The following is a 21,281-nucleotide window of genomic DNA, read 5'->3' as shown; positions in this document are numbered from 1 at the left end:
GCAATGGGCGTCGATCAGTTGCCCGGTTTCCAGGCACCGGCGTTCATGCCATCGACCAGACGATTGATCGCCTCGCGCATGGCCAGATCGAGGACTTTGCCGTTGAGGGTCGAGTCGTAGGCAGCGGTGCCGCCGAAGCCGATGATTTCGCGGTTGGACAAGGCGTACTCGCCGGCGCCCTGAGTCGAATACACCACTTCGGAGGTGCTGATGTTGACGATGTTCAGGTTGACCTTGGCGTAGGCCACTTGCGTCTTGCCACGGCCAAGAATGCCGAACAACTGGTGATCGCCGGTCTCTTTGCGGCCGAACTCGGTGACGTCACCGGTGACCACGTAATCAGCACCTTTCAGACGCTGGGCCTGGCCCTTGATCGCCGCTTCCTGCTGGATTTCGCCCATGTTGTCGCGATCCAGCACGCTGAAGCGGTTGGTCTGCTGCAAGTGGGTGATGAGGATGGTCTTGGCCTGGCCACCGAGACGGTCGACGCCGTCGGAGAAGATTCCGCGCATATAGCTGGAGCGGTTGTCGAACTTGCCCACGGCCATTGGCACACGAACGCCGGTCCAGACTTGTGTAGCGCTTTCAACCTTGGCCACCGGCAGCGCGCGGGAGCTTTCGGTGGCGCAACCGGCAAGTGTGCTGGCAAGGGTGCCGAGCACGGCAATCGCAACGCCTGAGACCAGCATCCGGGAGATCATTCTCACTGAGTATTCCTTTTGAAAAACGGGGATGTCCCACCACGGCAATGCTCGGCGGGAGTTGAAAAGGGGCGGCATTATGACAAAGTGCCATCATTCGCGACAGACTTTTTTGACGCCAATGAATTGGCTGTCTTGTACTGGATCGTTCCCACGCTCTGCGTGGGAATGCAGCCGCGGACGCTCCGCGTCCGCTGTGACGCGGAGCGTCACGGGAGGCGTAACCACGCAGAGCGTGGGAACGATCAGATCAGAACGCGCTAATGGAAATCGCGGCTTTGCACGCGGATGCCATTGAGCAACGGGCTGAGATCGCTCAGACGTCCGGCGATCAGGTGGCGCACTTCGCCTTCGCGCTCCCAGCGGCCGTCGACTTTCAGCAGTTGCGAGCCAACCAGTACTTGCCGTTGACGCTCGGCCAGATCGCGCCAGACCACCACGTTGACGTTGCCGAACTCATCTTCCAGGGTCACAAAGGTCACACCGCTGGCAGTGCCCGGCCGCTGCCGCCCGGTGACCAGCCCGGCGACACTCACCGGTCGGCCGTGCTCGACCTCAAGCAATTCCTGCGAACTGCGGCAGCGCCGGGCTTTGAGTTCGCCACGCAACAGCGCCAGCGGATGCGGCCCCAGCGTGGTGCCAACGGTTGAGTAATCGGCGTAAACATCCTCGCCAACGCTGGGTTTGGGCAGCAGCACTTCCGGCTCTTCCTGACTCGGCAACCCGGCAAACAGACCCAGTTGTTTCTGCACCCCGGCGACTTCCCAGCGCGCCCGATGCCGATGCCCGGCCAGACCGCGCAACGCCCCGGAGTCGGCGAGCAAAGCCTGTGCCCGGCTGTCCAGCGTCGCCCGCTCGCCCAGATCAGCGACATCGACAAACGCCCCGCGCGCCCGCGCCGCTTCGATGCGACGGGCATCGTCCTCGCGAAAACCCTTGATCATGCGCAAGCCCATGCGAATTGCCGGTTGCGCAGCCGTGGTGGTTTCCAGGCTGCAATCCCAGTCACTGGCGCGCACGTCGACCGGGCGAATCTGCAACTGATGACGGCGCGCGTCCTGCAGAATCTGATCGGGGCTGTAGAAACCCATCGGCCAGCTGTTGATCAGCGCACAAGCGAACGCCGCCGGTTCGTGACACTTGAGCCAGCAACTGGCGTAAGTCAGCAAAGCAAAACTGGCGGCGTGGGACTCGGGGAAGCCGTAGCTGCCGAAGCCCTTGATCTGCTCGAAAATCTGCGCGGCGAACTCCGGCGTGTAGCCGTTCTTCTTCATGCCGGCGGCGAGGCGTTCCTTGTGCGGCTCCAGTCCGCCGTGGCGTTTCCACGCGGCCATCGAGCGGCGCAACTGATCGGCCTCACCGGGGCTGTAGTCGGCGGCAACGATGGCGATCTGCATGACCTGTTCCTGAAACAGCGGCACGCCGAGGGTTCTTTCGAGGACGACCTTGAGTTCTGGCGACGGGTAGGTTTCCTTTTCTTCCTTGTTGCGGCGGCGCAGATACGGATGGACCATCCCGCCCTGAATCGGCCCCGGGCGGACGATGGCCACCTCGATCACCAGATCGTAGAACTTCGCCGGTTTCAGGCGTGGCAGCATCGACATCTGCGCCCGCGACTCGATCTGGAACACGCCGATGGTGTCGGCGCGGCTGATCATGTCGTAGGTCGGTTTGTCCTCGGCCGGGATGGTCGCCAGACTCAGGTCCAGATTGCGGTGACGACGCAGCAAGTCAAAGCACCGACGAATGGCGCTGAGCATGCCGAGGGCGAGGATATCGACCTTGAGCAGGCCGACCGCGTCGAGGTCGTCCTTGTCCCACTGAATGATCGTACGATCGGCCATGGCAGCGTTCTCGACCGGCACCAGCGTGTCCAGCGGCTGTTCGGAAATCACGAAACCGCCGGGATGCTGCGACAAGTGCCGGGGGAAACCGATCAGTTGCCCGGTCAGGCTCAACACTCGGCGCAACACCGGGCTTTCCGGGTCGAAGCCGCCTTCGAGCAGACGTTCGATTGGCGGCGTTTCATCACTCCAGTGGCCGCAGCAATCGGCCAGTGCATTGATCTGATCCGGCGGCAGGCCCAAGGCCTTGGCCACATCGCGTACGGCACCGGCAGCGTGGTAAGTGCTGACCACCGCGGTCAGCGCCGCGCGACCACGGCCGTAACGGCGAAACACGTATTGCAGGACTTCTTCGCGACGTTCGTGCTCGAAGTCGACGTCGATGTCTGGCGGCTCGTTGCGCTCCTTGGACATAAAGCGCTCGAACAGTAGCGTGGTACGGTCCGGGTCGATCTCGGTGATGCCCAAGGCAAAACACACCGCCGAGTTGGCCGCCGAGCCACGGCCCTGACAGAGAATCTGCTGCTCGCGGGCGAAGCGCACCACGTCATGCACGGTGAGGAAGTAGCTTTCGTAGCCGAGTTCGGCGATCAACTTCAGTTCATCGTCAATCTGCTTGAGCACTTTGGCTTGCGGCCCTTGTGGCCAACGCCAGGCGATGCCCTCTTCGGTCAATTGCCTTAGCCACGAACTGGCGCTGTGCCCCTCGGGCACCAGTTCTTTCGGATATTGATAACGCAACTCGCCCAGGTCGAACGTGCAACGCCGGGCCAGGCTCACCGATTCATCCAGCAACGCCTGCGGATACAACTCGCGCAACACCTCGACACTGCGCAAATGCCGCTCGCCATTGGGGTGCAAACGCAGCCCGGCCTCAGCCACCGGCACGTGATGACGGATCGCGGTCATGGTGTCCTGCAGCGCGCGACGGCCACGGGCGTGCATGTGCACATCGCCGCTAGCCACAGCCGGAATCTGCAACCCGGCGGCCAGACTCAACAAGCTCGCCAACCGTTGCTGATCGTCTTGACCGCGATGCAACTGCACGGCCAGCCACAAGCGTTCACCGAAGGTCTGCTGCAGCCAACGGCCCTCTTCCACGTCATCGAGTGAATCCGGCACCCACAACACCAGCAACCCCGGCAGCGCTTTGGCGAAGTCTTCGCGCAGCACCTGATACTGACCTTTCTGCGTACGCCGCCGCGCGCGGGTGATCAAGCCGCACAGCGCCTGATAGCCCGCCAGGTTCTCCACCAGCAGCACCAGTTTCGGGCCATTTTCGATGCGCACTTCGCTGCCGATGACCAGCGGCAGTTCAACCGATTTCGCCGCTTGCCAGGCCCGAACGATCCCGGCCAGCGTGCATTCATCGGTGATCGCCAGTGCCTGATAACCGTGCTTTTTTGCGCGCTGAAACAGTTCCAGCGCACTGGACGCACCGCGCTGGAAACTGAAGTTCGACAGGCAGTGCAACTCGGCATAACCGTCGTTCATGCAAACCAGCCCTGCAGCCACAACGGACCACCCTCGCCCACCGCGCGATAAGCCCAGCCCTGCTGGCCGGCGCGGTTCTGGATCAGGTAATAATCGCGGCGCACATCGTCGCCGTCCCACCAGCCGGATTCGATACGTTCCGGGCCCATGAGAATTCGCGCTGAACCTTGCGCCACGCTTTGTGGCTCGCCGAGCAACCAACCCGGGCGGTGCACGTTCGGCAAGCCTGCGCAGCGTTGTTTGTCGATGCCGTGCTGCCACGCGCACTCCGGACGGTGATCAGCCTGAAAGCGCAGCCCTTGCACGGCGTCATCGCCCAAGCGTGCACGCAAGCGTTCGCGCAATTGCTCCCATGGCAAGGTCTGCTGCGGACGGTCGTCGAACAGTTCCTGAAACTGCGGGACGAAACTCGGCAGATCCTCGGCGCGCAGACGAAAGCCGCGCACGGGCGCCTCGACCTGCACTTGTTCCAGCCGCCCACGGGCCAGTTCGAAGAGCATCGCCGGATCACGTTCGGCGCTGAGCAGGCCGACCTTGATCACGCTGTCCGGCAGCCCGGCGTGTTCCAGATGCAGGTCGAAACGTTGCACGCCGCTGTCACGCCCGCAGAGGAACGCCGACAGATCGCCGGTCAAACGGCGTAGCGGGAACAGCAGCGCCTGATGCGACTGCACGTCGAAATTCAGTTCGATGCGCACATCGAAACGATCCGGCGGCAGGTAGAACTCCAGCGCCAATGGCCGGGCACCGAACAAGGTGTCGAGGTGCTTGAGCATCTGCGCCTCGAAACGCCGGGCCAGCGCCTGACGCGGCAGGCTCTGCACCTGATTCAGATTGCGCAGGCCCATGCGCGACAACGCCGTAGCGACTGCGGGTTCCAGACCGACACGGTCGACAGGCAACTGACCGAGGTGATGTTGCAACGCCTCGCCGTCCGGCACCACGAGGCCGTCATAGGCGTTGGCCAGCACCCGCGCCGCCACGGGATTCGGTGCGGCGACGATGCGATGACGGAAGCCCAGATCAGTCAATTCCTGGCGCAGTCGTGCTTCGAACTGCGCCCAGGAACCGAACAAGCCAAGGCTGGATTCGATCTCGAACACCACCGTACGTGGGTAATGCACGCTGACCTGCGCGCTGAAACCGTAGGCCCACGCGGCGAGAAACTGCTGCCAGTGTTCGACCTCGGCCACCTCGTAATCAGCGGTGGCGAAACCTTTGCTCATCGCCTGTGCAGCGGTCATCGACTGGCCCGGGCGCAGACCGAGTTTGCGCGCCGCCGGGTTGACCGCTTGCAGCACCCGGCGCTGGGCCGGGCCGTTGAGCAGCACCAACGGTTCATCGGGATCGGGGCGCTGACGCAGCACGGCGTCGAGGGCCAATTGCGGAAACAGAATACACACCCAGCGCATGGCGACCTCAGTGCCCCACGGCAAAGGCAATCGGTGCCGTACGCGCCAAACCGCCACGGCACTTGAGCACGCGCAACTGCGCAGGTTTGGCGTCGATGGCAATGCGCAGCGCCGCTGGTGAGGGGTTGACCGCTTCACTCAATGGGCGCCATGCAAACGCCAGGGTCTGGCCGGTTTCTGCCGCCACCTGCAAGCGCCGCAACGCACGGTCATCGGCCTTGTGCGGCCAGCACAGCACCGCGCCGCAACTGCCCGAACGCAGGCACTGTTCCGCCGCCCACAAGGCGTCGCGCTCGCTGGCCTGAATCACCGATAACTGGCGCAAATCGACCCCAGCGTTTTCCCATGCCTGCGGGTACGGCACGAAGGGTGGCGCCACCAGCACAATGCGCTCGCCTGCCGCTGACAACCGCGCCAGCGTTGGCCAGACCAGTTGCAGCTCGCCGACACCGGGGCCGGCCAAAAGGATTTCGCTCAGCGCCGCTTCCGGCCAGCCACCGCTGGGCAGTGCCGCGTCCAGCGCCGCATGACCGGTCGGTTGCGGACTGGCGGCGGGTGGCGCAGGCCGGCCTTTCCAGACCTGGCCGCCATTGAACAGCGTATCCAACGCAACGACGGCGCCCATCAGCCTTGCCTCACCAGACCGCAGAACACCCCTTCGATGGCCAGATCCTGATCGTCGCGCACGACAATCGGCAGGTACGCCGGGTTGCGCGGTAACAGCCGCACTTCATCGCCCAGCCGCTCGAAGCGTTTGATGGTGACTTCACCGTCGAGCCGCGCCACGACGATCTGGCCGTTGAGCGCCTCGGGATTACGCTTAACGCCCACCAGGTCGCCGTCGAGAATGCCGTCCTCGATCATCGAATCGCCCTGCACCCGCAACATGTAGTCGGGTGGACGGGAGAACAGCGCCGGATCGAGCATCAAACGGCTGTGGATGTCGGCATCGGCGCCAATCGGCGCACCGGCAGCGACGCGACCGAGCACGGGGATGTCGAGCAACTCCGGACGCGGCGGCTGACCGAGCAAACGAATGCCCCGGGCCTGATGCGGGTTGACCTCGATAAACCCGGCTTCGGTGAGCGCAAGCACGTGCTTCCGCGCCACGCTGCGCGAGGCAAAACCAAAAGCCTCGCTGATTTCAGCGAGGCTTGGGGGCTGACCGTGTTCGGCGATGCGATCGCGGATAAAAGTCAGAATGGCGGTACGGCGGGGAGTCAGGTTCGTCATGGAGTACATTTGTACTCCTGTAGGATTTTCCTGACAAGCGCCGCCAGTCGGCCCACCCCACGTTGATCGTTCCCACGCTCCGCGTGGGAATGCAGCCCGTGACGCTCCGCGTCACTGGACGCATAGCGTCCCTAGAGGCATTCCCACGCAGAGCGTGGGAACGATCAAGTTAGCCAAGGCCGCGTTCGGCGAGGAATTCGGCGATGTAATCGATGAAGGCGACGACTTTCGCCGTGGCCCGCCGATGGCTCGGGTACACCGCCAGGATGTGCGGGCCGAAAGTATCCGGGTCGATCTCATAGTCAGCCATGACCCGCAGCAGTCGCCCGTCGGCAATGTACGGCGCGGCACTCCACAGCGGCGTGTGCAGCAAACCGCGTCCGGCCAGGGCGCTGGCCAGCAACAAATCGTAATTGTCGCTGCGCAACAGCGGATTCGCCGGTTGCGCGAGGCTCAAACGCTGCCCGTCGCGCTCGGCCCACCAGAATTCGCGGCTGAGCAACGGGTGTTGATAAAGCAGCCATTCATGCTGCTCAAGCGTCTGCGGATTCACCGGCAAGCCCTTGCGCGCCAGATACTCGGGGCTGCCGCACAGGGCCAGACGATTGCTGCCGACCACCCGCGCAATCAGCCCCGGCAAGTCATCGTGGCCCTCACGCAACGCCAGGTCATAACCACTTTCCAGCAGATTGACGAACGCATCGCACAAATCCACTTGCAGGCTGATCTGCGGGTATTGCTGCAAAAAGCCGTCACACACCTGATCGAGAAACGCCCGGCCATAGGCCAGCGGCGCGGTGATTTTCAGGCTGCCGCGCAAGCCATGCTGCAACTGCACGATTTCCTCGCTGGCCTCATCCAGTCGCTGCAGCACCAGTCGCGCGGTTTCCAGGTACACCCGGCCGATTTCTGTCAGCAGAATCCGCCGGGTACTGCGCTCGAACAGCCGTGCGCCCAGCTCCGACTCCAGGTGATTGACCGCTTTGGTCAGCGCCGACGGGGTCTTGCCCAATTGCTCGGCGGCGCGGCTGAAACTGCCGAGCTGCGCGGTGACCACGAACATTTTCAATGCACCCAACTTGTCCATGCTTTTTCCATTCAGGCAAAAACGTTTTTCGTGAGGCAGGCGTTCTGTCAGCCGTTGCCAGCCACTAATCTGGCCATCAGACGCAATAACAAGGAAATCTTCAATGAAAAGATTCATCCCGAAGCTGTTGGTTCTCGCTGTAAGTTTTGCCTCGATGGAAGCCATGGCCGCCGCCGACCTGATCCTGCTCAACGGCAAGATTTTCACCGCCGACCGCGCGCAACCGAAGGTGCAGGCGCTGGCCGTGGAAAACGGCAAAGTGCTGAAAGTCGGCTCCGATGCGCAGATCAAATCGTTGATCGAACCCGGTACTCAAGTGATCGACCTCAAGGGCAAAGCGCTGATGCCCGGCCTGATCGACAGCCATTCCCACGCGATTTTCGGTGGACTGGAAATGGTCTCGGCGAACATGGAAGACGAAGTCGTCGGCCTCGACGAACTGCAAAAGCGTCTGCGCGACTGGCGTGAAGACGGCAAGGCCAAACACGGTGATGTGCTGAGTATTGCCGGCATGAGTTCGGTTTATTGGGCGCAGGCCGAGGCCTTGGGCAAAACCTTCAACAACGGCGAATGGGCCGATGTGCCGGTGGTGTTCATTGGCAGTGACCACCATACGGCGTGGGCCAACAATGTGATGCTCAAACGCGCCGGCATCGATGCAGCCATGCTGAAAACCCTGCCCGACGCGGAAAAAGACACCATCGGCAAACTGCCCAGCGGCGAGCCGAACGGCTTTGTAGTCGACGCCGGTTGGGATCGAGTCGCCTCGAAAATGCCGGTGCCAAGCCCCGCCGATATGCTCAACGCCGCCAAATCCGCAGTGCGCTACAACAACAGCCTCGGCATCACCGCGTGGATGGATCCTGCCGCCAACGCCGCACCGGGCGAAGCGGTGTTTGCGCTCAACCCACCGAGAAAACCGTCGGCGTGCTGCCGGCCTATAAAGCCCTTTCGGAAAGCGGCGACATGAGCGTGCACGTCGCCGCGCTGCTGGTGGCCAACCCGAAAAGCATGCCCGCCGACCTCGATACGCTGGACAAGGTGCGCCAGCAATTTCAGGGCATCCCCAACCTGACCTTGCCCGGCATCAAGATCTTTGCCGACGGTGTGATTGAATTCCCGGCGCAGAGCGCGGCGATGATCGATCCCTACAGAAATTCGCACAAACAGGGCGAATTGCTGATCGATCCGCAGCATTTCGGTGAACTGGTCAGCGCCATCGACCAGCGCGGCTGGCTGGTGCACATCCATGCCATCGGCGATCGCGCCGTGCGTGAGTCGCTGAACGGCATCGCCCAGGCGCGCAAGGATCGCCAGAGCGGCGTGACCCACTCGATCACTCACCTGCAAATGGTCAACCCGAAAGAGTTCGCCCGCTTCAAACCGCTCAATGTCATCGCCTCAATGCAACTGCTGTGGGCCAGCGCCGACGATTACACCACCGACATGATCAAGCCCTACGTCAGCGCCCTCGCCTTCCGCTACCAGTACCCCGCGCACTCGCTGCTGAAACAGGGCGCGACGATTGCCGGCGCCAGTGACTGGCCGGTGTCTTCGCCGAATCCGTTCAATGCGATGGCCCAAGCGATTACTCGCGTCGGCCCGTTGGGTGTGCTCAATGCCGATGAGCGTCTGGACCGCGAAACCATGTTCTATGCCTACACCGTCAACGCGGCGCGCACGATTGGCCTGGAGAAACAGATCGGCTCGCTGACGCCGGGTAAACAGGCCGACTTTATCGTGCTCGATCGTGATGTGTTCAGCGTCGATAACAAAGCCCTGCATGACACCAAAGTCCTGCAAACCTGGTTCGGCGGTCGTCAGGTCTACACCGCCACCCAATAACAACGCGTTTCCCCTGTAGGAGCTGCCGCAGGCTGCGATCTTTTGACTTTGATTTTAAAAAACCAAGATCAAAAGATCGCAGCCTGCGGCAGCTCCTACAGGTTTACCTCCTGCCCCCATAACAATCACAACATCGGGACTTCACATGAAAGCCTTGCCCCTGTTCGCCCTGAGTTTCTTGAGCGTGCTGCCGTTGAGCAGTTTCGCGATCCCTTTGAACGATGACTTTGCGTTGTTGGTCGACCTGACCCTGGCCAGCGACTACCGCACTCGCGGCATCTCGCAGACCCAGAATGACCCAGCGGTGCAAGCCGGTCTGACCCTCGCGCACAGCAGCGGTCTGTACCTTGGCGCGTGGAGTTCCAACGTCGATTTCGGCGGTGGTCTGAAAACCCGTCAGGAAGTCGATTACTACGGCGGTTGGCTGTGGCAGGCGACCGAGGATGTCAGCCTCGATCTGGGCTACATCAAGTACGCCTATCCCAAGGAAAGTCAGTTCAACCAGAGCGAGGTCTACGGGATTCTCGGGGTGTACGGGGTGAAGCTGGCGGTGTATTACTCCAGCGATGCGCCGGGGATCGATAGCAAGCAGAGTTCGCTGTACACCTACATCGGTTATGAAACCGAGTTGCCTTTCGACTCGGGCTTGAAGCTGCGCTACGGCAATATGGATTTCAAGGATCCGCATTTGTATTCGGCGTCCGGGCAGGACGAAGACAGCTATCGCGAATGGGAAGTCAAACTCACCCACAATCTGGCCGGGGTGGTGTTGGGCCTGAGCTACATCGACACCGATCTCTCACAGAGCCAATGCCTGAGCAACTGGGGCTTCAAAGACGTCTGCACCGCCACCGTCGTCGCCAGCGTCAGCAAATCCTTCTGACCCACCGAAATCCATCTGTAGGAGCTGCCGAAGGCTGCGATCTTTTGATCTTGATGTTAAGAACAACATCAAAAGATCGCAGCCTTCGGCAGCTCCTACAGGAAATGGGGGTCGAACTTGTTACAGGATGTTTACGAATTTTTTACCAATGCTCTTCTACAGTTACCCGCGCAACCGCGTGGTTTCTATTCATGTAGAGGAATGTTTGACATGGCTTTGGGCAACGGACTGCGTTTACCGTCCATCACTTCTACTCGACTGGTGCTGCTGTTCTCCCTGGCCCTGGTGGCGTTGTACAACCTGGCGACCTGGAAGGCGCTGGGTACTCTGATCACCCTGCAAGGCGCGCACAAAGTAGCGTTCTTCGCTTCATTCGGGCTGTTTCTGTGGGCCGCGATCACCCTGCTGCTGAGCCTGGTGTCGTTTCGCTGGACACTGAAACCGGCGCTCACCGTGGTCGCCCTGCTCTCGGCGTGCGCCGCGTATTTCATGAACGAATACGGCATCACCATCGACACGGTGATGATTCAGAACGTCTTCGAAACCAACCCCGCCGAAGCCACCGCGCTGTTCAACGGCAAGCTGCTGGCTTACCTGCTGTTGCTCGGTGTGTTGCCGGCGGCGTTGATCTGGCGTTGGCCGGTGAGTTATCGGCCGTTCTTTCGCGGTCTGCTCAACAAGGTGCTGGTGATCATCGCCTGTGTGCTGGTGATCGCCGCGTCGGTGGGCGCGTTCTATTCGACCTACGCGCCGATCTTTCGCGAAGAAGACAAGCTCACCCACTTCATCAACCCGACCAATTACATCTACGCGATCAGCAAGTACACCAAGCAACGCCTGGGCATCAAAAAGCACTTTGTGGTGCAGGCCATCGGCGAAGACGCGGTGATTAGCGCCAAGGCCGCCAGCCGCGAGAAGAAATCACTGATGGTGTTTGTGGTCGGTGAAACGGCGCGGGCCGATCACTTCTCGCTGAACGGATATGAACGGGAGACCAATCCCGAACTGAGCAAACTCGATATTCTCAACTTCACCCAGGTGCACTCCTGCGGCACGTCGACGGCGGTGTCGGTGCCGTGCATGTTCTCGATGTTCCCGCGTGAGGATTACAGCGACAAGAAAGGCAAAACCTACGAAGGCCTGCTCGACATCCTCCAGCGCGCCGGCGTGCAAGTGCTGTGGCTGGACAACAACAGCGACTGCAAAGGCACCTGCCTGCGCGTACCGCATCGCGACATTTCGAAGAATCAGCCGGGGCCGTTCTGCGACGGCAACAACTGCCTCGACGAGGCGCTGCTGGCCGATTTGCAAAGCTACATCGACAGCCTAAAGGGCCACGCGATCATCGTCCTGCATGCGGACGGCAGCCACGGCCCGGAATACTACGAGCGCTATCCGCAGGACATGGAACGCTTCAAACCGATCTGCCACACCAATCAACTGGGCAGTTGCAGCCGCGATGAACTGGTGAACGTGTACGACAACACGATTCTCTACACCGACCATTTCCTCGCCAAGGTCATCGAACTGCTCAAACGCAATCAGGATTCGCTGGATACCTCGATGGTGTATGTCTCCGATCACGGTGAATCGCTGGGCGAGAATGGCCTGTATCTGCATGCGGCGCCGTATGCGCTGGCGCCGGAAGCGCAGACCCATGTGCCGATGGTGATGTGGTTTGGCGACGGCACGCTCGCCAGTGAGGGGATTGATCGCGGTTGCCTGCAAGGCAAGACCGGGCAGGCGGATTTGAGCCATGACAATCTGTTTCACTCGGTGCTGGGGTTGTTTGAGGTGAGGACGTCGGTGTATCAGCCGGGGCTGGACATATTCCATGGCTGCCGACCGTCGATGACGGCAGCGCAATAACCCGGGAATTACACACTTCCCCCTGTGGGAGCGAGCCTGCTCGCGAAGGCGGCGTATCAGTCGCCATCAATGCTGAATGAACCACCGCATTCGCGAGCAGGCTCGCTCCCACATTTGGATATTTGTCGGGTTAAGAATTGAGTTGTGCCAGATAGGCCCACGGGTAGATGCCGCGTTGATGGCCGTCACTGAAGATCAACTGCACGCCGTAGCCCTGGGGATTGAGTTCGATCAGGCGGACGCGATCATCCACCAGCGGCGTCAGGCCTTTCAGGCGAAACGCGCGGCATTGCGAGCACGGGCACTGGCGGCGCAGTTCGGCGTGGTTGAGCTGTTGTTCGCGGCCGTCCGGCCAGTTCAATCGTAGCGTCCCTTCGCTCTGCGAATTCCCCACCGACAGCGGATTCATTGCAACTGACTCAAGGCAATGCGCACGGCTTTACGGACTTCCGGGTCGCCGTCGTCCTGCGCGGCCTGCAAAGCGGCCACGGCACCGCGATCATTCAATTCGCCCAAGGCCAGCGCGGCTTCCTTCCGAAGGTTGCTGATGCGATGGCCGAGGGTGTCGATCAAGGCGTCCAGTGCTGGGGCGAACCGCAAACGGCCGAGGCTGCGAGTGGCGCGCAGGCGCACTTGCCAGTAATCGTCGCTCAAGGCTTCGACCAGTGCAGAGCCAGCGTCAATGTGGCCGACCTTGCCCAAGGTCGTCGCGGCTTCTTCGCGCACTTGCCAGGCGTCGTCCTGCAAGGCCTGGCGCAGGGCTGGCAACACTTCGGCGCTGGAGGCCAGGCCCAAAGCGCCAGTCGCAGCACGGCGCACTTCGGTGTCGGGGTCAGCGCTAGCCAATCGTGCCAGAGCGGGCAAAGCGTCGAGCTGCTTGAGCCAGCCGAGCACGCCGACGGCTTCGCGGCGGACGTTGGCGTCGGCATCGTTCAACGCCGAAACCGCTGCAGGCGCGGCATTGGCAAAACGCAATTCACGCATGGCCCGGAACGCAGCGATGCGCACGCTGACGTCAGCGTGATCAGTCCACGGCAGAATCACCCGCCCCGCCGCCTCAGTCTTGAGCAGACTCAAGCTCTGCGCGGCGGCAGATTGCACGGCGATTGACCGGTCAGTCAGCGCCTCGCACAACGCATGCACGACGTCTTCATCCTCCCAGGCTTCAAGCAAGCGCGCGGCTTCAGCGCGGACGTCTTCAGCGGGATCTTGGCCGAGGCGATCGACCAGCCAGAGCAAGCCATCCGGCTCTTCGAGATCGGCCAGATCGATCAGCGCAATACGGCGCACGGCGGCATCTTCAGCGGTCAGGCGCGGTTGCAGGGCAAGGATGTCTTGGTTATCGGTCACAGCAAAAATTGAGGTCATAGGGCAAATCGCGGCAAAGGGTTTTCGGGAGGCAGACCGAGCGGATTGAGGCGCGGCAGCGGTCGGTCGTTGTCGTGGCGCAGCAGGTCGAGGCAGTGGCGCTTGAGGCGCGAGAACTCAGGGCTGGTGACCAGCTCGCTGGTGCGTGGCCGGGCGAAATCCAGACGCAAATCTTCGATGATTCGCCCCGGCCGTGCGCTCATCACCAGCAAGCGATCGGCGAGGAATAGCGCCTCGTCGATGTCATGGGTAACGAAGACCACGGTGGTGCGGATCCGCGTCCAGATGTCCAGCAGCAGCTCCTGCATGTTCAACCGGGTCAGCGCATCCAGCGCGCCGAACGGTTCGTCCATCAGCAACAGACGTGGACGGTTGACCAGCACTCGGGCGATCTCGACGCGTTGCTGCATGCCGCCGGAGAGTTGATCGGGCCAGCGTTCGGCGAAACCTTCGAGGCCCACCAGTTTGAGAATGTCATCGGCGGCACGGTGGCGCTCAGCCTTGCCGATGCCGCGCATTTTCAGGCCGAAGGCGACGTTGTCACGCACCGTGCGCCACGGAAACAGCGTGTGATGCTGGAACACCATGCCGCGCTGCGGTGACGGGCCGGACACCGCTGCGCCATCGACTTTCAGGCTGCCGGCGTGCGCGTTCAGATGCCCGGCCAAGGCACCGAGCAAGGTCGATTTGCCGCAACCGGACGGACCAAGAATGCAGACGAACTGGCCCGGTTCAATCTGGCAATCGAGCTCTCGCACCGCTTCGAACGCTTCACGCCCTTGGCCCAGGACGATGGACAACTGACGGATATCGATCCGCCCTTCCGGGGTTTGCATCACGCTCATCAGGCTTTTCCTCGCGGTCGATGCCAAGGCGTGAACAACCCGCCCAGGCGTTTGATCAGCAGACTGCTGCCCATGCCCAACACCCCGATCAGGAGCATGCCGACGACGATGTCGGCGTAGTTCTGAATGGTGTAGGACTCCCAGGTGTAGTAACCGATGCCGAACTGGCCGGAGATCATTTCCGCCGTGACCAGGCAAAACCACGAAGTGCCCATGCCGATCGCCAGGCCGGTGATGATGCTCGGTGCGGCGCCGGGCAGGATCACTTCCAGCAGGATCGCGCGGCGCCCTGCTCCGAGGCTTTTCGCTGAGGCGATCAAACGCGGGTCGACGCCTTCGACGCCGTGCACGGTGTTGAGCAGGATCGGGAACAGCGCGCCGGTGAAGGTGATGAAGATCATCGACAGCTCGGAGGATGGGAACATCAGGATCGCCAGTGGAATCCATGCCACGGCGGGGATTGGGCGCAGGACTTCCAGCGGTGGCAGCAGCAAGTCTTCGGCCCATTTCGAGCGGCCGATGGCCAGACCGAGGGCGATGCCGATCAGCAGTGCGGCGAGGTAACCGGCGAAGACGCGGCTGAGGCTGGCGGTCAGGTGTTGCAGGAGCTTGCCGGAATCGCCCAAACCGAGTGCGGCTTCGATGACGGCCAAGGGTGTTGGCACGTTGGCGAAGGTGACCAGGCCGAGGTTCCAGTGGTGGCTGGCGGCGAGTTGCCAGAACAGCAGGCAGAGCAGCAAGGATGCGGCTCTTGATGTCCAGCGTAGGGTGGGTGAGTTCATGGATCGGGTTTCCGGTTGTGGAGCTGTGTTGTGGCTGAGATTTACCCCCTCACCCCAGCCCTCCCGAAACGTCGGACCGCCCCCAAGGGGGCGAGGGGGAAAGGGAGCCGATCTTCATGTCTTTCAAAACCTGAGTTCGGCTCGACAGAGTCTTTTCAAGACCTGAGTTCAACTCGACAGAGTCTTTTCAAAACCTGAGTTCAACTCGACAGAGTCTTTTCAAAACCTGAGTTCGGCTCGGTATTCCAGGTCGGCGTACCTCGCCCAAACACCGCGATCAGTCCCCTCTCCCTCCGGGAGAGGGCTAGGGTGAGGGGCTCTTGATCTTCAACTAGCGGGCGGCGACGGATTGGGTCGTGGCATCAGCGAAATCGAAAACCTTGCCACCCTGCGCCGAGGCAAATTGCTGAGCCTGACCCTTGAGCAAAAACGCACTCAGCCGCCCCTTGCCATCACTGGCAAACCACGCCTGCTCAGCCAACAACTTGATCCCGCTGTCACTGGCCTGCGCATACACGGCACGTATGTTTTTACCCGACTGCTTCAAAGCAGCCAACGCGGAGAACGCCTCCTCCGCCGAAGCGTACTGGCGCACCTGGTCCTCACCGCGCACCCAGATTTCCGCAACATGGCTGAAGTCAGTAATCGCTTTGCCCGTCGCCGCATCCGTAGCCTGCAACGGCGTCTGCGCGTAATTGGCCAGTTGCGCCGTGTAATCCAGCCCCGACGCCTTGAACGCCGCACGGATGTATTGATCGTCGACAAAGGTATTCAGATCGAGCCCGCGATCAGCCTTCTTCAGTAGCTTCAACGTATCAATCGCGGTGCCGACTGCCTGGCGATATTCGGGTTTCCAGCTCAGGTCGCGGGTCTGCACGCCGAGCGGGCCATGGAACAGATAATTGACCTCGGCATCGACGCCAGTGACTTTGGCGATCAACTCGCTGTACTTCTCAGGCTCGGCGGCGAGCAGTTGATTGGCCTCAATGCTGGCGCGCAGATACGCGACGACAATCTCAGGATATTTTCTGGCGTAGGCTTGATCCACCAGCGCACCGTGAAAGGTCGGCGCATTGGCTTGGGCGCCGTCATAAATCTTGCGAGCAAAGCCCCGGCTCGGGAACAGTTCGGCGAACGGCACGAAATCGGCGTGGGCGTCGATCTTGCCGGCCTGCAACGCGGAGCCAGCGACTTCCGGAGGCTGCGCAATGATGTTCACGTCTTTGAGCGGATCCCAGCCCTGCGCCGCCACTGCACGCAACAACATGCCGTGCGCGGTGGAGGCGAACGGCACGGAAATGGTCTTGCCTTTGAGTTCGCTGAGCGCCTGCACGCCCGATGCGCTCGGCACGACGATGCCGTTGCCGCTGCCCTTGATGCTCCCCGATAGCACGCTGATAAACAGGCTGTGTTTGCCGGCGGTTTCAAACGCCACACCGTTGAACGCGCCGGGGAAATCGGCCATCGCGCCGAAGTCGAGTTTGCCGGCGACCATCTCGTTGGTCAGTGGCGCGCCGCTGGTGAAGTTCTTCCACTGCACGTCGTACTTCGCGTCTTTGTAGACGCCGTCGTGGGGCAGGTATTTGTCGAGCAGGCCAAGTTCACGAATCAACAGACCGCCGGCGGCGCAGTTGATGGTGGTGTCCTGGGTGCCGATGGCGATGCGGATGGTTTCGGCCGAGGCCGACAAGGTGAACGAAGCCAGTACCAGACCGGCGATTGCTGCACGCAACATGGTTGTTTCCCCTCGAATCATTTATTTGAGTTCGTCTCCGCCGCGATCAGGGCGCGGTGGGAAACGAGGGGTTTTCGGTGAATCCAGCGTCCGGGGTGTCCGGATGGCTAATGGTTTGCCACAAATCCCTGTGGGAGCGAGCCTGCTCTCGAAGGCGGCGTGCCAGTCACCATCAATGTTGAATGAACGATTGCTTTCGCGAGCAGGCTCGCTCCCACATTTCGATTGGGTTTCAACGCAGGAGGTAGGGAATGTCGACCTTGACGGCACCCGTCGGGCAATCCTTCTCGCACGGCATGCAGTACCAGCATTCATCGAACGCCATGTAGGCCTTCTGCGTCGCCGGGTTGATCGCCAGCAAATCCATCGGGCAAACGTCGACACACACGGTGCAACCCTTTTCAGCGATGCATTTGTCCTCGTCCACGGTGACGGGGGCGTTGGAGCGGAAGAAGATTTCCTGAGCTTGATAGGCCATGGTTCGGACTCTTTGATTTATTGATGTATCAAGCGGCGAAAGCGCCCACCCGCAAACGGTCGTACGCCTGCATTTCTTCCGCATCGAGCGGGATGATGTAAGGCTCGACGGGCTTCTTGAAACTGGTCATCTGGCCGTCTTCGCCCTTCTTCAAATGGCAATGGCAGAACCATTCACTGTCATTGCGCTGCGGGTGATCGACGCGATAGTGGTACAGGCCCCAACGGCTTTCGGCGCGGAACAACGAAGCGCGGGCGGCCATTTCGGCGCAGTCGCGAATCACGCTGGTTTCCATCGCACGCATCAGTTCGTGAGCGTTGTTGGCCTTCATCTGCTCGAGATCACGTTCGATGTCGCTGAAGCGTTGAAGGCCGATCTGCATCTTTTTGGTGACTTTCGGCGGTTGCAGGTAATCGTTGACGAAGCGCCGCAGCTTGTATTCGACCTGGGCCGGTGGCAGTCCGTGTTCGCGATCCAGTGGTGCGTAAACCCGAGCCTTTTCCTTTTCGATCTGCTCCGCATCCAGGGCAGAAAACTCGCGACCGGCGACAAAATCTGCGGCGTTGTGCCCGGCAAACCAGCCGTAGGTGAATGCGCCAAGCATGTAGTTATGCGGCACGGCAGCCATGTCACCCGCCGAATACAAACCCTTCACCGAAGTCTCCGCACGTTCATTGACCCACACGCCGGACGCCGAGTGACCGCTGCAAAAACCGATTTCGGAGATGTGCATTTCGACCATCTGCGTGCGGTAATCAGTGCCGCGATTGGCGTGGAACTGGCCGCGACTCGGGCGTTCATTGCTGTGCAGGATTTCCTCAATATTCTGGATGGTTTCTTCCGCCAGGTGATCGAGCTTGAGAAACACCGGGCCGTTACCGCTCTCCAGTTCCTGGTGGAACTCCCACATCATCTGCCCGCTCCAGTAGTCGCACTCGATGAAGCGTTCGCCCTTGTTGTTGGCGGTGTAGCCGCCCAGCGGGCCGGTGACGTAAGCGCAGGCCGGGCCGTTGTAATCCTTGATCAAAGGGTTGATCTGGAAGCACTCGAGGTTCGCCAGTTCAGCGCCAGCGTGATAAGCCATCGCGTAGCCGTCGCCGGCGTTGGTCGGGTTTTCATAAGTGCCCATCAGATAGCCCGACGAAGGCAGACCAAGACGCCCGGCAGCGCCGCAGGCGAGGATCACCGCTTTGGCCTTGATCACATGGAAGTCGGCGGTGCGGCAGTCAAAGCCCATCACACCGTTGACGGTGCCCTCCTCGTCAGTCAGCAACCGCGTGCAAACCAGGCGATTGGTGATGCTCACCCGCGCACGTTTCAACTGCCGATAAAGGACTTTTTTGATGTCGTGCCCTTCCGGCATCGGCAGCACGTAGGCGCCCATGTGGTGGACTTTTTTCACCGCGTAATCGCCGGTCTCGTCCTTCTCGAACTTCACGCCCCAACGGTCGAGCTGTTCGATGGTTTCGAAGCTGTGCGTTGCGTAGGCGTAAACGGCGGCCTGATTGACGATGCCGTCGTTGGCGATGGTGATTTCCTTGGTGTACTGCTCAGGTGTCGAGTGGCCGGGAATGATCGCGTTGTTCAGGCCGTCCATGCCCATACTGATCGCACCGCTGCGTTTGACGTTGGCCTTGTCGACCAGCAACACGCGCAAGTCGCGGTTCTTTTCCTTGGCCTTGATCGCGGCCATCGGGCCGGCAGTGCCGCCGCCAATGACGACGATGTCGTATTCCTGCTCGAGAACGTTGCGGGTCATGCCTGCTCCCCTTTTTGCCGATCGATCCGCAGGCGGTACTGGAATGCATCGCCACGGTAGTAAAGGTGTTCGAAGTCCAGTGGCTGGCCTTGTGCGTCGTGGGTCAGACGTTCGATGCGCATGATCGGCGAGCCGGCCTCGACGTTGAGTGCCTGGGTCAGATCGCTGTCGGCGAGCACTGCGTCGATGGCCAGATCGGCGTGACCGAGGGCGATGCCGCAGTCGTTTTCGAGGATCAGAAAGATGTCGCGGGTGACCAGATCAGCCTTCTCCAACCGCTCGCCGACGGCTTTGGGCAGGTAGGTGATTTCCAGCGAGATCGGCTCACGGTTGATCAGGCGTACGCGTTTGATCTGGGCGACGGTTTCGCCTTCGGCAACTTGCAAACGCTCGGCGACACGCTTGTCGGCCGGGATGAATTTGAAGCTGCGCAGGCGGTTGATTACCTCGTAGCCACGGCCGGTCATCGACTCGGCGAGGCCTTGCAGGCTGCTGACGTTCTGGAAGGTTTTCGGCTTGGCGACGAAGGTGCCTTTGCCGTGGATCTTGAAGATCAGCCCTTCCTTCTGCAGATCGCCCAGCGCCTGGCGCACGGTGATGCGGCTGACTTTGAACAACGCGCCGAGTTCGCTTTCGGAGGGCATCTGGCTGTCTTGCGGGTATTCGCCGTCGAGAATGCGCGCGCGGAGGACGTCGCGCAGTTGGGTGTGCAGCGGGACGCTGCTTAGAGAGAGAACGTTATCGGTCATCACGGGATCACTTGTTATAACGAGTTATGACGTGATCTTAGAGTTGTTATGACAAGGTTGAGAAATACCGAATGGGCATAACCTTAGATACAGGACACACGCGATTCCCTGTGGGAGCGAGCTTGCTCGCGAAGGCGGTGTATCAGTCACCAAATTATTGACTGACAGGACGTTTTCGCGAGCAAGCTCGCTCCCACAGGGGACGGTGTACGCATGGAGGATCAGTGGCGTTTGAGAATCTGATCCATGACCCAGTCGGTCTTGAGCGCTTGCTCGGCGACGGCGGGGTGTTGTGAGTCGCCACGAATGTGGGCGTTCATACCGAGGACGTGATGCCACTGAATGTGTTCGTGATGGGGGATTTCCAAGCTGATACTTTCATCGGCATGCAGCTGCACGGGATGCTCATCGAATACGGAAAAACTGATCCGCCCCAGGCTGCCGATGATCTCGACGCGATCCTCACGCCGATCCGCGACGAAGCTCCAGCAGCCCATGCCCAATGCGCCTGACGCGAAACGCCAACTGGCGCTGACGGCGTCTTCGGCAGCATACAACCCGGCCTGATGCGCGGTGAATCCAGCCACTTCGACGATGTCGCCGAGCAGATACTGGAACAGGTCAAAGCCATGGCTGGCCAGGTCAGCGAAGTAGCCGCCACCGGCCACCGCAGGATCCGTGCGCCAGTTGTCGCGCCCTTTCAGATCCGCAGGCGACGGCGCCTTGGTCAGCGTCCAGCTCAAGTGTCGCACGTCACCAATGCGTCCCTCCTCCAGCCATTGCCGCACCTGCGCAAAACGCGGCAACGAACGGCGATAGTAAGAAACGAACAGGTGCAAACCAGCCTCGGCAAACGCCTGCTGCATCTCGCGGCTTTGCCCGGCATTCAGTGCCATGGGTTTTTCCACGCAGCAATGTTTGCCGGCGGCGGCGACTTTGAGGCTGTAGGCGTGGTGGCTGTCGGGTGGCGTGGCGATGTACACCGCGTCCACCCCGGGATCGTTGATCAGCGCATCGACATCGGTGTAGACGCGGGCGATGCCGTGGCGCGCGGCGTAGTCGGTCACGGCTTCGAGACGCCGGCCCATCACCGCCACCAGCGCCGAACCGGGTGCCTTGTAGAAGGCCGGCCCGCTTTTGCGCTCGGCGACGCTGCCACAACCGATCATGCCCCAGCGCACCACGTTCATTTCTATT

17 protein-coding genes and 1 pseudogene are annotated in these 21,281 nt (G+C 61.1%); 3 read left to right on the top strand and 15 right to left on the bottom strand.

Annotated elements, in window-relative coordinates; all coding sequences use genetic code 11:
• Positions 1-14 precede the first annotated feature (14 nt).
• The 6 genes from ACZZ0G_RS24615 to ACZZ0G_RS24590 all read right to left on the bottom strand — a co-directional run bounded on the left by ACZZ0G_RS24615 (position 15) and on the right by ACZZ0G_RS24590 (position 7,771).
• Positions 15-701: a CsgG/HfaB family protein gene (locus ACZZ0G_RS24615; protein ID WP_463558889.1), complete on the bottom strand. Its 687-nt coding sequence runs from the start codon at positions 699-701 to the stop codon at positions 15-17.
• 260 nt (positions 702-961) lie between these two features.
• Positions 962-4,060 carry an error-prone DNA polymerase gene (locus tag ACZZ0G_RS24610; protein WP_463557877.1) on the bottom strand — a complete coding sequence of 1,033 codons (3,099 nt, stop codon included), beginning with the start codon at positions 4,058-4,060 and terminating at the stop codon, positions 962-964.
• Complete coding sequence (locus ACZZ0G_RS24605) at positions 4,036-5,451, bottom strand: Y-family DNA polymerase (RefSeq protein ID WP_463557876.1); 1,416 nt, start codon at positions 5,449-5,451, stop codon at positions 4,036-4,038. Before ACZZ0G_RS24605 ends, ACZZ0G_RS24610 begins: the two co-directional genes overlap by 25 nt.
• Before the next feature lie 7 nt (positions 5,452-5,458).
• On the bottom strand, positions 5,459-6,076 hold the full coding sequence (gene imuA, locus ACZZ0G_RS24600) for a translesion DNA synthesis-associated protein ImuA (RefSeq protein ID WP_053120911.1): 618 nt from the start codon (positions 6,074-6,076) through the stop codon (positions 5,459-5,461).
• Positions 6,076-6,693 carry a transcriptional repressor LexA gene (gene lexA / locus ACZZ0G_RS24595; RefSeq protein ID WP_463557875.1) on the bottom strand — a complete coding sequence of 206 codons (618 nt, stop codon included), beginning with the start codon at positions 6,691-6,693 and terminating at the stop codon, positions 6,076-6,078. Before lexA ends, imuA begins: the two co-directional genes overlap by 1 nt.
• Before the next feature lie 160 nt (positions 6,694-6,853).
• Positions 6,854-7,771, bottom strand: coding sequence for a LysR family transcriptional regulator (locus tag ACZZ0G_RS24590; protein ID WP_463557874.1), 918 nt, complete (start codon positions 7,769-7,771; stop codon positions 6,854-6,856).
• A 103-nt stretch (positions 7,772-7,874) separates the two neighbouring features.
• On the opposite strand from ACZZ0G_RS24590, the pseudogene ACZZ0G_RS24585 reads away from it, so the two are divergent.
• The 3 genes and pseudogenes from ACZZ0G_RS24585 to ACZZ0G_RS24575 all read left to right on the top strand — a co-directional run bounded on the left by ACZZ0G_RS24585 (position 7,875) and on the right by ACZZ0G_RS24575 (position 12,368).
• Positions 7,875-9,616 (top strand): annotated as a pseudogene (locus ACZZ0G_RS24585) (amidohydrolase).
• Between the two features lie 145 nt (positions 9,617-9,761).
• On the top strand, positions 9,762-10,499 hold the full coding sequence (locus ACZZ0G_RS24580; RefSeq protein WP_463557873.1) for a TorF family putative porin: 738 nt from the start codon (positions 9,762-9,764) through the stop codon (positions 10,497-10,499).
• A 210-nt stretch (positions 10,500-10,709) separates the two neighbouring features.
• Positions 10,710-12,368, top strand: coding sequence for a phosphoethanolamine transferase (locus ACZZ0G_RS24575; RefSeq protein ID WP_463557872.1), 1,659 nt, complete (start codon positions 10,710-10,712; stop codon positions 12,366-12,368).
• 130 nt (positions 12,369-12,498) lie between these two features.
• Here the strand turns inward: ACZZ0G_RS24575 and ACZZ0G_RS24570 are convergent, their stop codons facing one another.
• The 9 genes from ACZZ0G_RS24570 to ACZZ0G_RS24530 form a co-directional block, all read right to left on the bottom strand.
• Entirely contained in the window at positions 12,499-12,777 is a 279-nt protein-coding gene (locus ACZZ0G_RS24570) for a DUF971 domain-containing protein (RefSeq protein WP_463557871.1), read from the bottom strand.
• On the bottom strand, positions 12,774-13,736 hold the full coding sequence (locus ACZZ0G_RS24565) for a HEAT repeat domain-containing protein (RefSeq protein ID WP_463557870.1): 963 nt from the start codon (positions 13,734-13,736) through the stop codon (positions 12,774-12,776). The genes ACZZ0G_RS24570 and ACZZ0G_RS24565 overlap by 4 nt, the downstream gene beginning before the upstream one ends.
• Positions 13,733-14,581 carry an ABC transporter ATP-binding protein gene (locus ACZZ0G_RS24560; protein WP_463557869.1) on the bottom strand — a complete coding sequence of 283 codons (849 nt, stop codon included), beginning with the start codon at positions 14,579-14,581 and terminating at the stop codon, positions 13,733-13,735. Before ACZZ0G_RS24560 ends, ACZZ0G_RS24565 begins: the two co-directional genes overlap by 4 nt.
• A complete protein-coding gene (locus tag ACZZ0G_RS24555; protein WP_463557868.1) occupies positions 14,581-15,363 on the bottom strand; it encodes an ABC transporter permease in 783 nt (260 codons plus the stop codon). The genes ACZZ0G_RS24560 and ACZZ0G_RS24555 overlap by 1 nt, the downstream gene beginning before the upstream one ends.
• Before the next feature lie 331 nt (positions 15,364-15,694).
• Positions 15,695-17,098: an ABC transporter substrate-binding protein gene (locus tag ACZZ0G_RS24550; RefSeq protein ID WP_463557867.1), complete on the bottom strand. Its 1,404-nt coding sequence runs from the start codon at positions 17,096-17,098 to the stop codon at positions 15,695-15,697.
• Between the two features lie 232 nt (positions 17,099-17,330).
• Positions 17,331-17,576 (bottom strand): 4Fe-4S dicluster domain-containing protein, encoded by a 246-nt coding sequence (locus ACZZ0G_RS24545; protein WP_003225615.1) that lies wholly within the window; start codon positions 17,574-17,576, stop codon positions 17,331-17,333.
• Between the two features lie 28 nt (positions 17,577-17,604).
• Complete coding sequence (locus ACZZ0G_RS24540) at positions 17,605-19,335, bottom strand: fumarate reductase/succinate dehydrogenase flavoprotein subunit (RefSeq protein ID WP_463557866.1); 1,731 nt, start codon at positions 19,333-19,335, stop codon at positions 17,605-17,607.
• Complete coding sequence (locus ACZZ0G_RS24535) at positions 19,332-20,084, bottom strand: GntR family transcriptional regulator (RefSeq protein WP_038368826.1); 753 nt, start codon at positions 20,082-20,084, stop codon at positions 19,332-19,334. The genes ACZZ0G_RS24540 and ACZZ0G_RS24535 overlap by 4 nt, the downstream gene beginning before the upstream one ends.
• A gap of 221 nt (positions 20,085-20,305) precedes the next feature.
• Complete coding sequence (locus ACZZ0G_RS24530; protein WP_463557865.1) at positions 20,306-21,274, bottom strand: Gfo/Idh/MocA family protein; 969 nt, start codon at positions 21,272-21,274, stop codon at positions 20,306-20,308.
• Between the last annotated feature and the right edge of the window lie 7 nt (positions 21,275-21,281).

Source organism: Pseudomonas sp. AC169, assembly GCF_979258515.1.
This window is presented reverse-complemented; position numbering and strand designations above follow the sequence as displayed.

Bases quoted from the DNA above. Each gene is read 5' to 3' on its own strand.
- ACZZ0G_RS24615 (WP_463558889.1), bottom strand. From the start codon at position 701: ATGATCTCCCGGATGCTGGTCTCAGGCGTTGCGATTGCCGTGCTCGGC.
- ACZZ0G_RS24605 (WP_463557876.1), bottom strand. From the start codon at position 5,451: ATGCGCTGGGTGTGTATTCTGTTTCCGCAATTGGCCCTCGACGCCGTG.
- imuA (WP_053120911.1), bottom strand. From the start codon at position 6,076: ATGGGCGCCGTCGTTGCGTTGGATACGCTGTTCAATGGCGGCCAGGTC.
- lexA (WP_463557875.1), bottom strand. From the start codon at position 6,693: ATGTACTCCATGACGAACCTGACTCCCCGCCGTACCGCCATTCTGACT.
- ACZZ0G_RS24590 (WP_463557874.1), bottom strand. From the start codon at position 7,771: ATGGACAAGTTGGGTGCATTGAAAATGTTCGTGGTCACCGCGCAGCTC.
- ACZZ0G_RS24580 (WP_463557873.1), top strand. From the start codon at position 9,762: ATGAAAGCCTTGCCCCTGTTCGCCCTGAGTTTCTTGAGCGTGCTGCCG.
- ACZZ0G_RS24575 (WP_463557872.1), top strand. From the start codon at position 10,710: ATGGCTTTGGGCAACGGACTGCGTTTACCGTCCATCACTTCTACTCGA.
- ACZZ0G_RS24570 (WP_463557871.1), bottom strand. From the start codon at position 12,777: ATGAATCCGCTGTCGGTGGGGAATTCGCAGAGCGAAGGGACGCTACGA.
- ACZZ0G_RS24565 (WP_463557870.1), bottom strand. From the start codon at position 13,736: ATGACCTCAATTTTTGCTGTGACCGATAACCAAGACATCCTTGCCCTG.
- ACZZ0G_RS24560 (WP_463557869.1), bottom strand. From the start codon at position 14,581: ATGAGCGTGATGCAAACCCCGGAAGGGCGGATCGATATCCGTCAGTTG.
- ACZZ0G_RS24555 (WP_463557868.1), bottom strand. From the start codon at position 15,363: ATGAACTCACCCACCCTACGCTGGACATCAAGAGCCGCATCCTTGCTG.
- ACZZ0G_RS24550 (WP_463557867.1), bottom strand. From the start codon at position 17,098: ATGTTGCGTGCAGCAATCGCCGGTCTGGTACTGGCTTCGTTCACCTTG.
- ACZZ0G_RS24545 (WP_003225615.1), bottom strand. From the start codon at position 17,576: ATGGCCTATCAAGCTCAGGAAATCTTCTTCCGCTCCAACGCCCCCGTC.
- ACZZ0G_RS24540 (WP_463557866.1), bottom strand. From the start codon at position 19,335: ATGACCCGCAACGTTCTCGAGCAGGAATACGACATCGTCGTCATTGGC.
- ACZZ0G_RS24535 (WP_038368826.1), bottom strand. From the start codon at position 20,084: ATGACCGATAACGTTCTCTCTCTAAGCAGCGTCCCGCTGCACACCCAA.
- ACZZ0G_RS24530 (WP_463557865.1), bottom strand. From the start codon at position 21,274: ATGAACGTGGTGCGCTGGGGCATGATCGGTTGTGGCAGCGTCGCCGAG.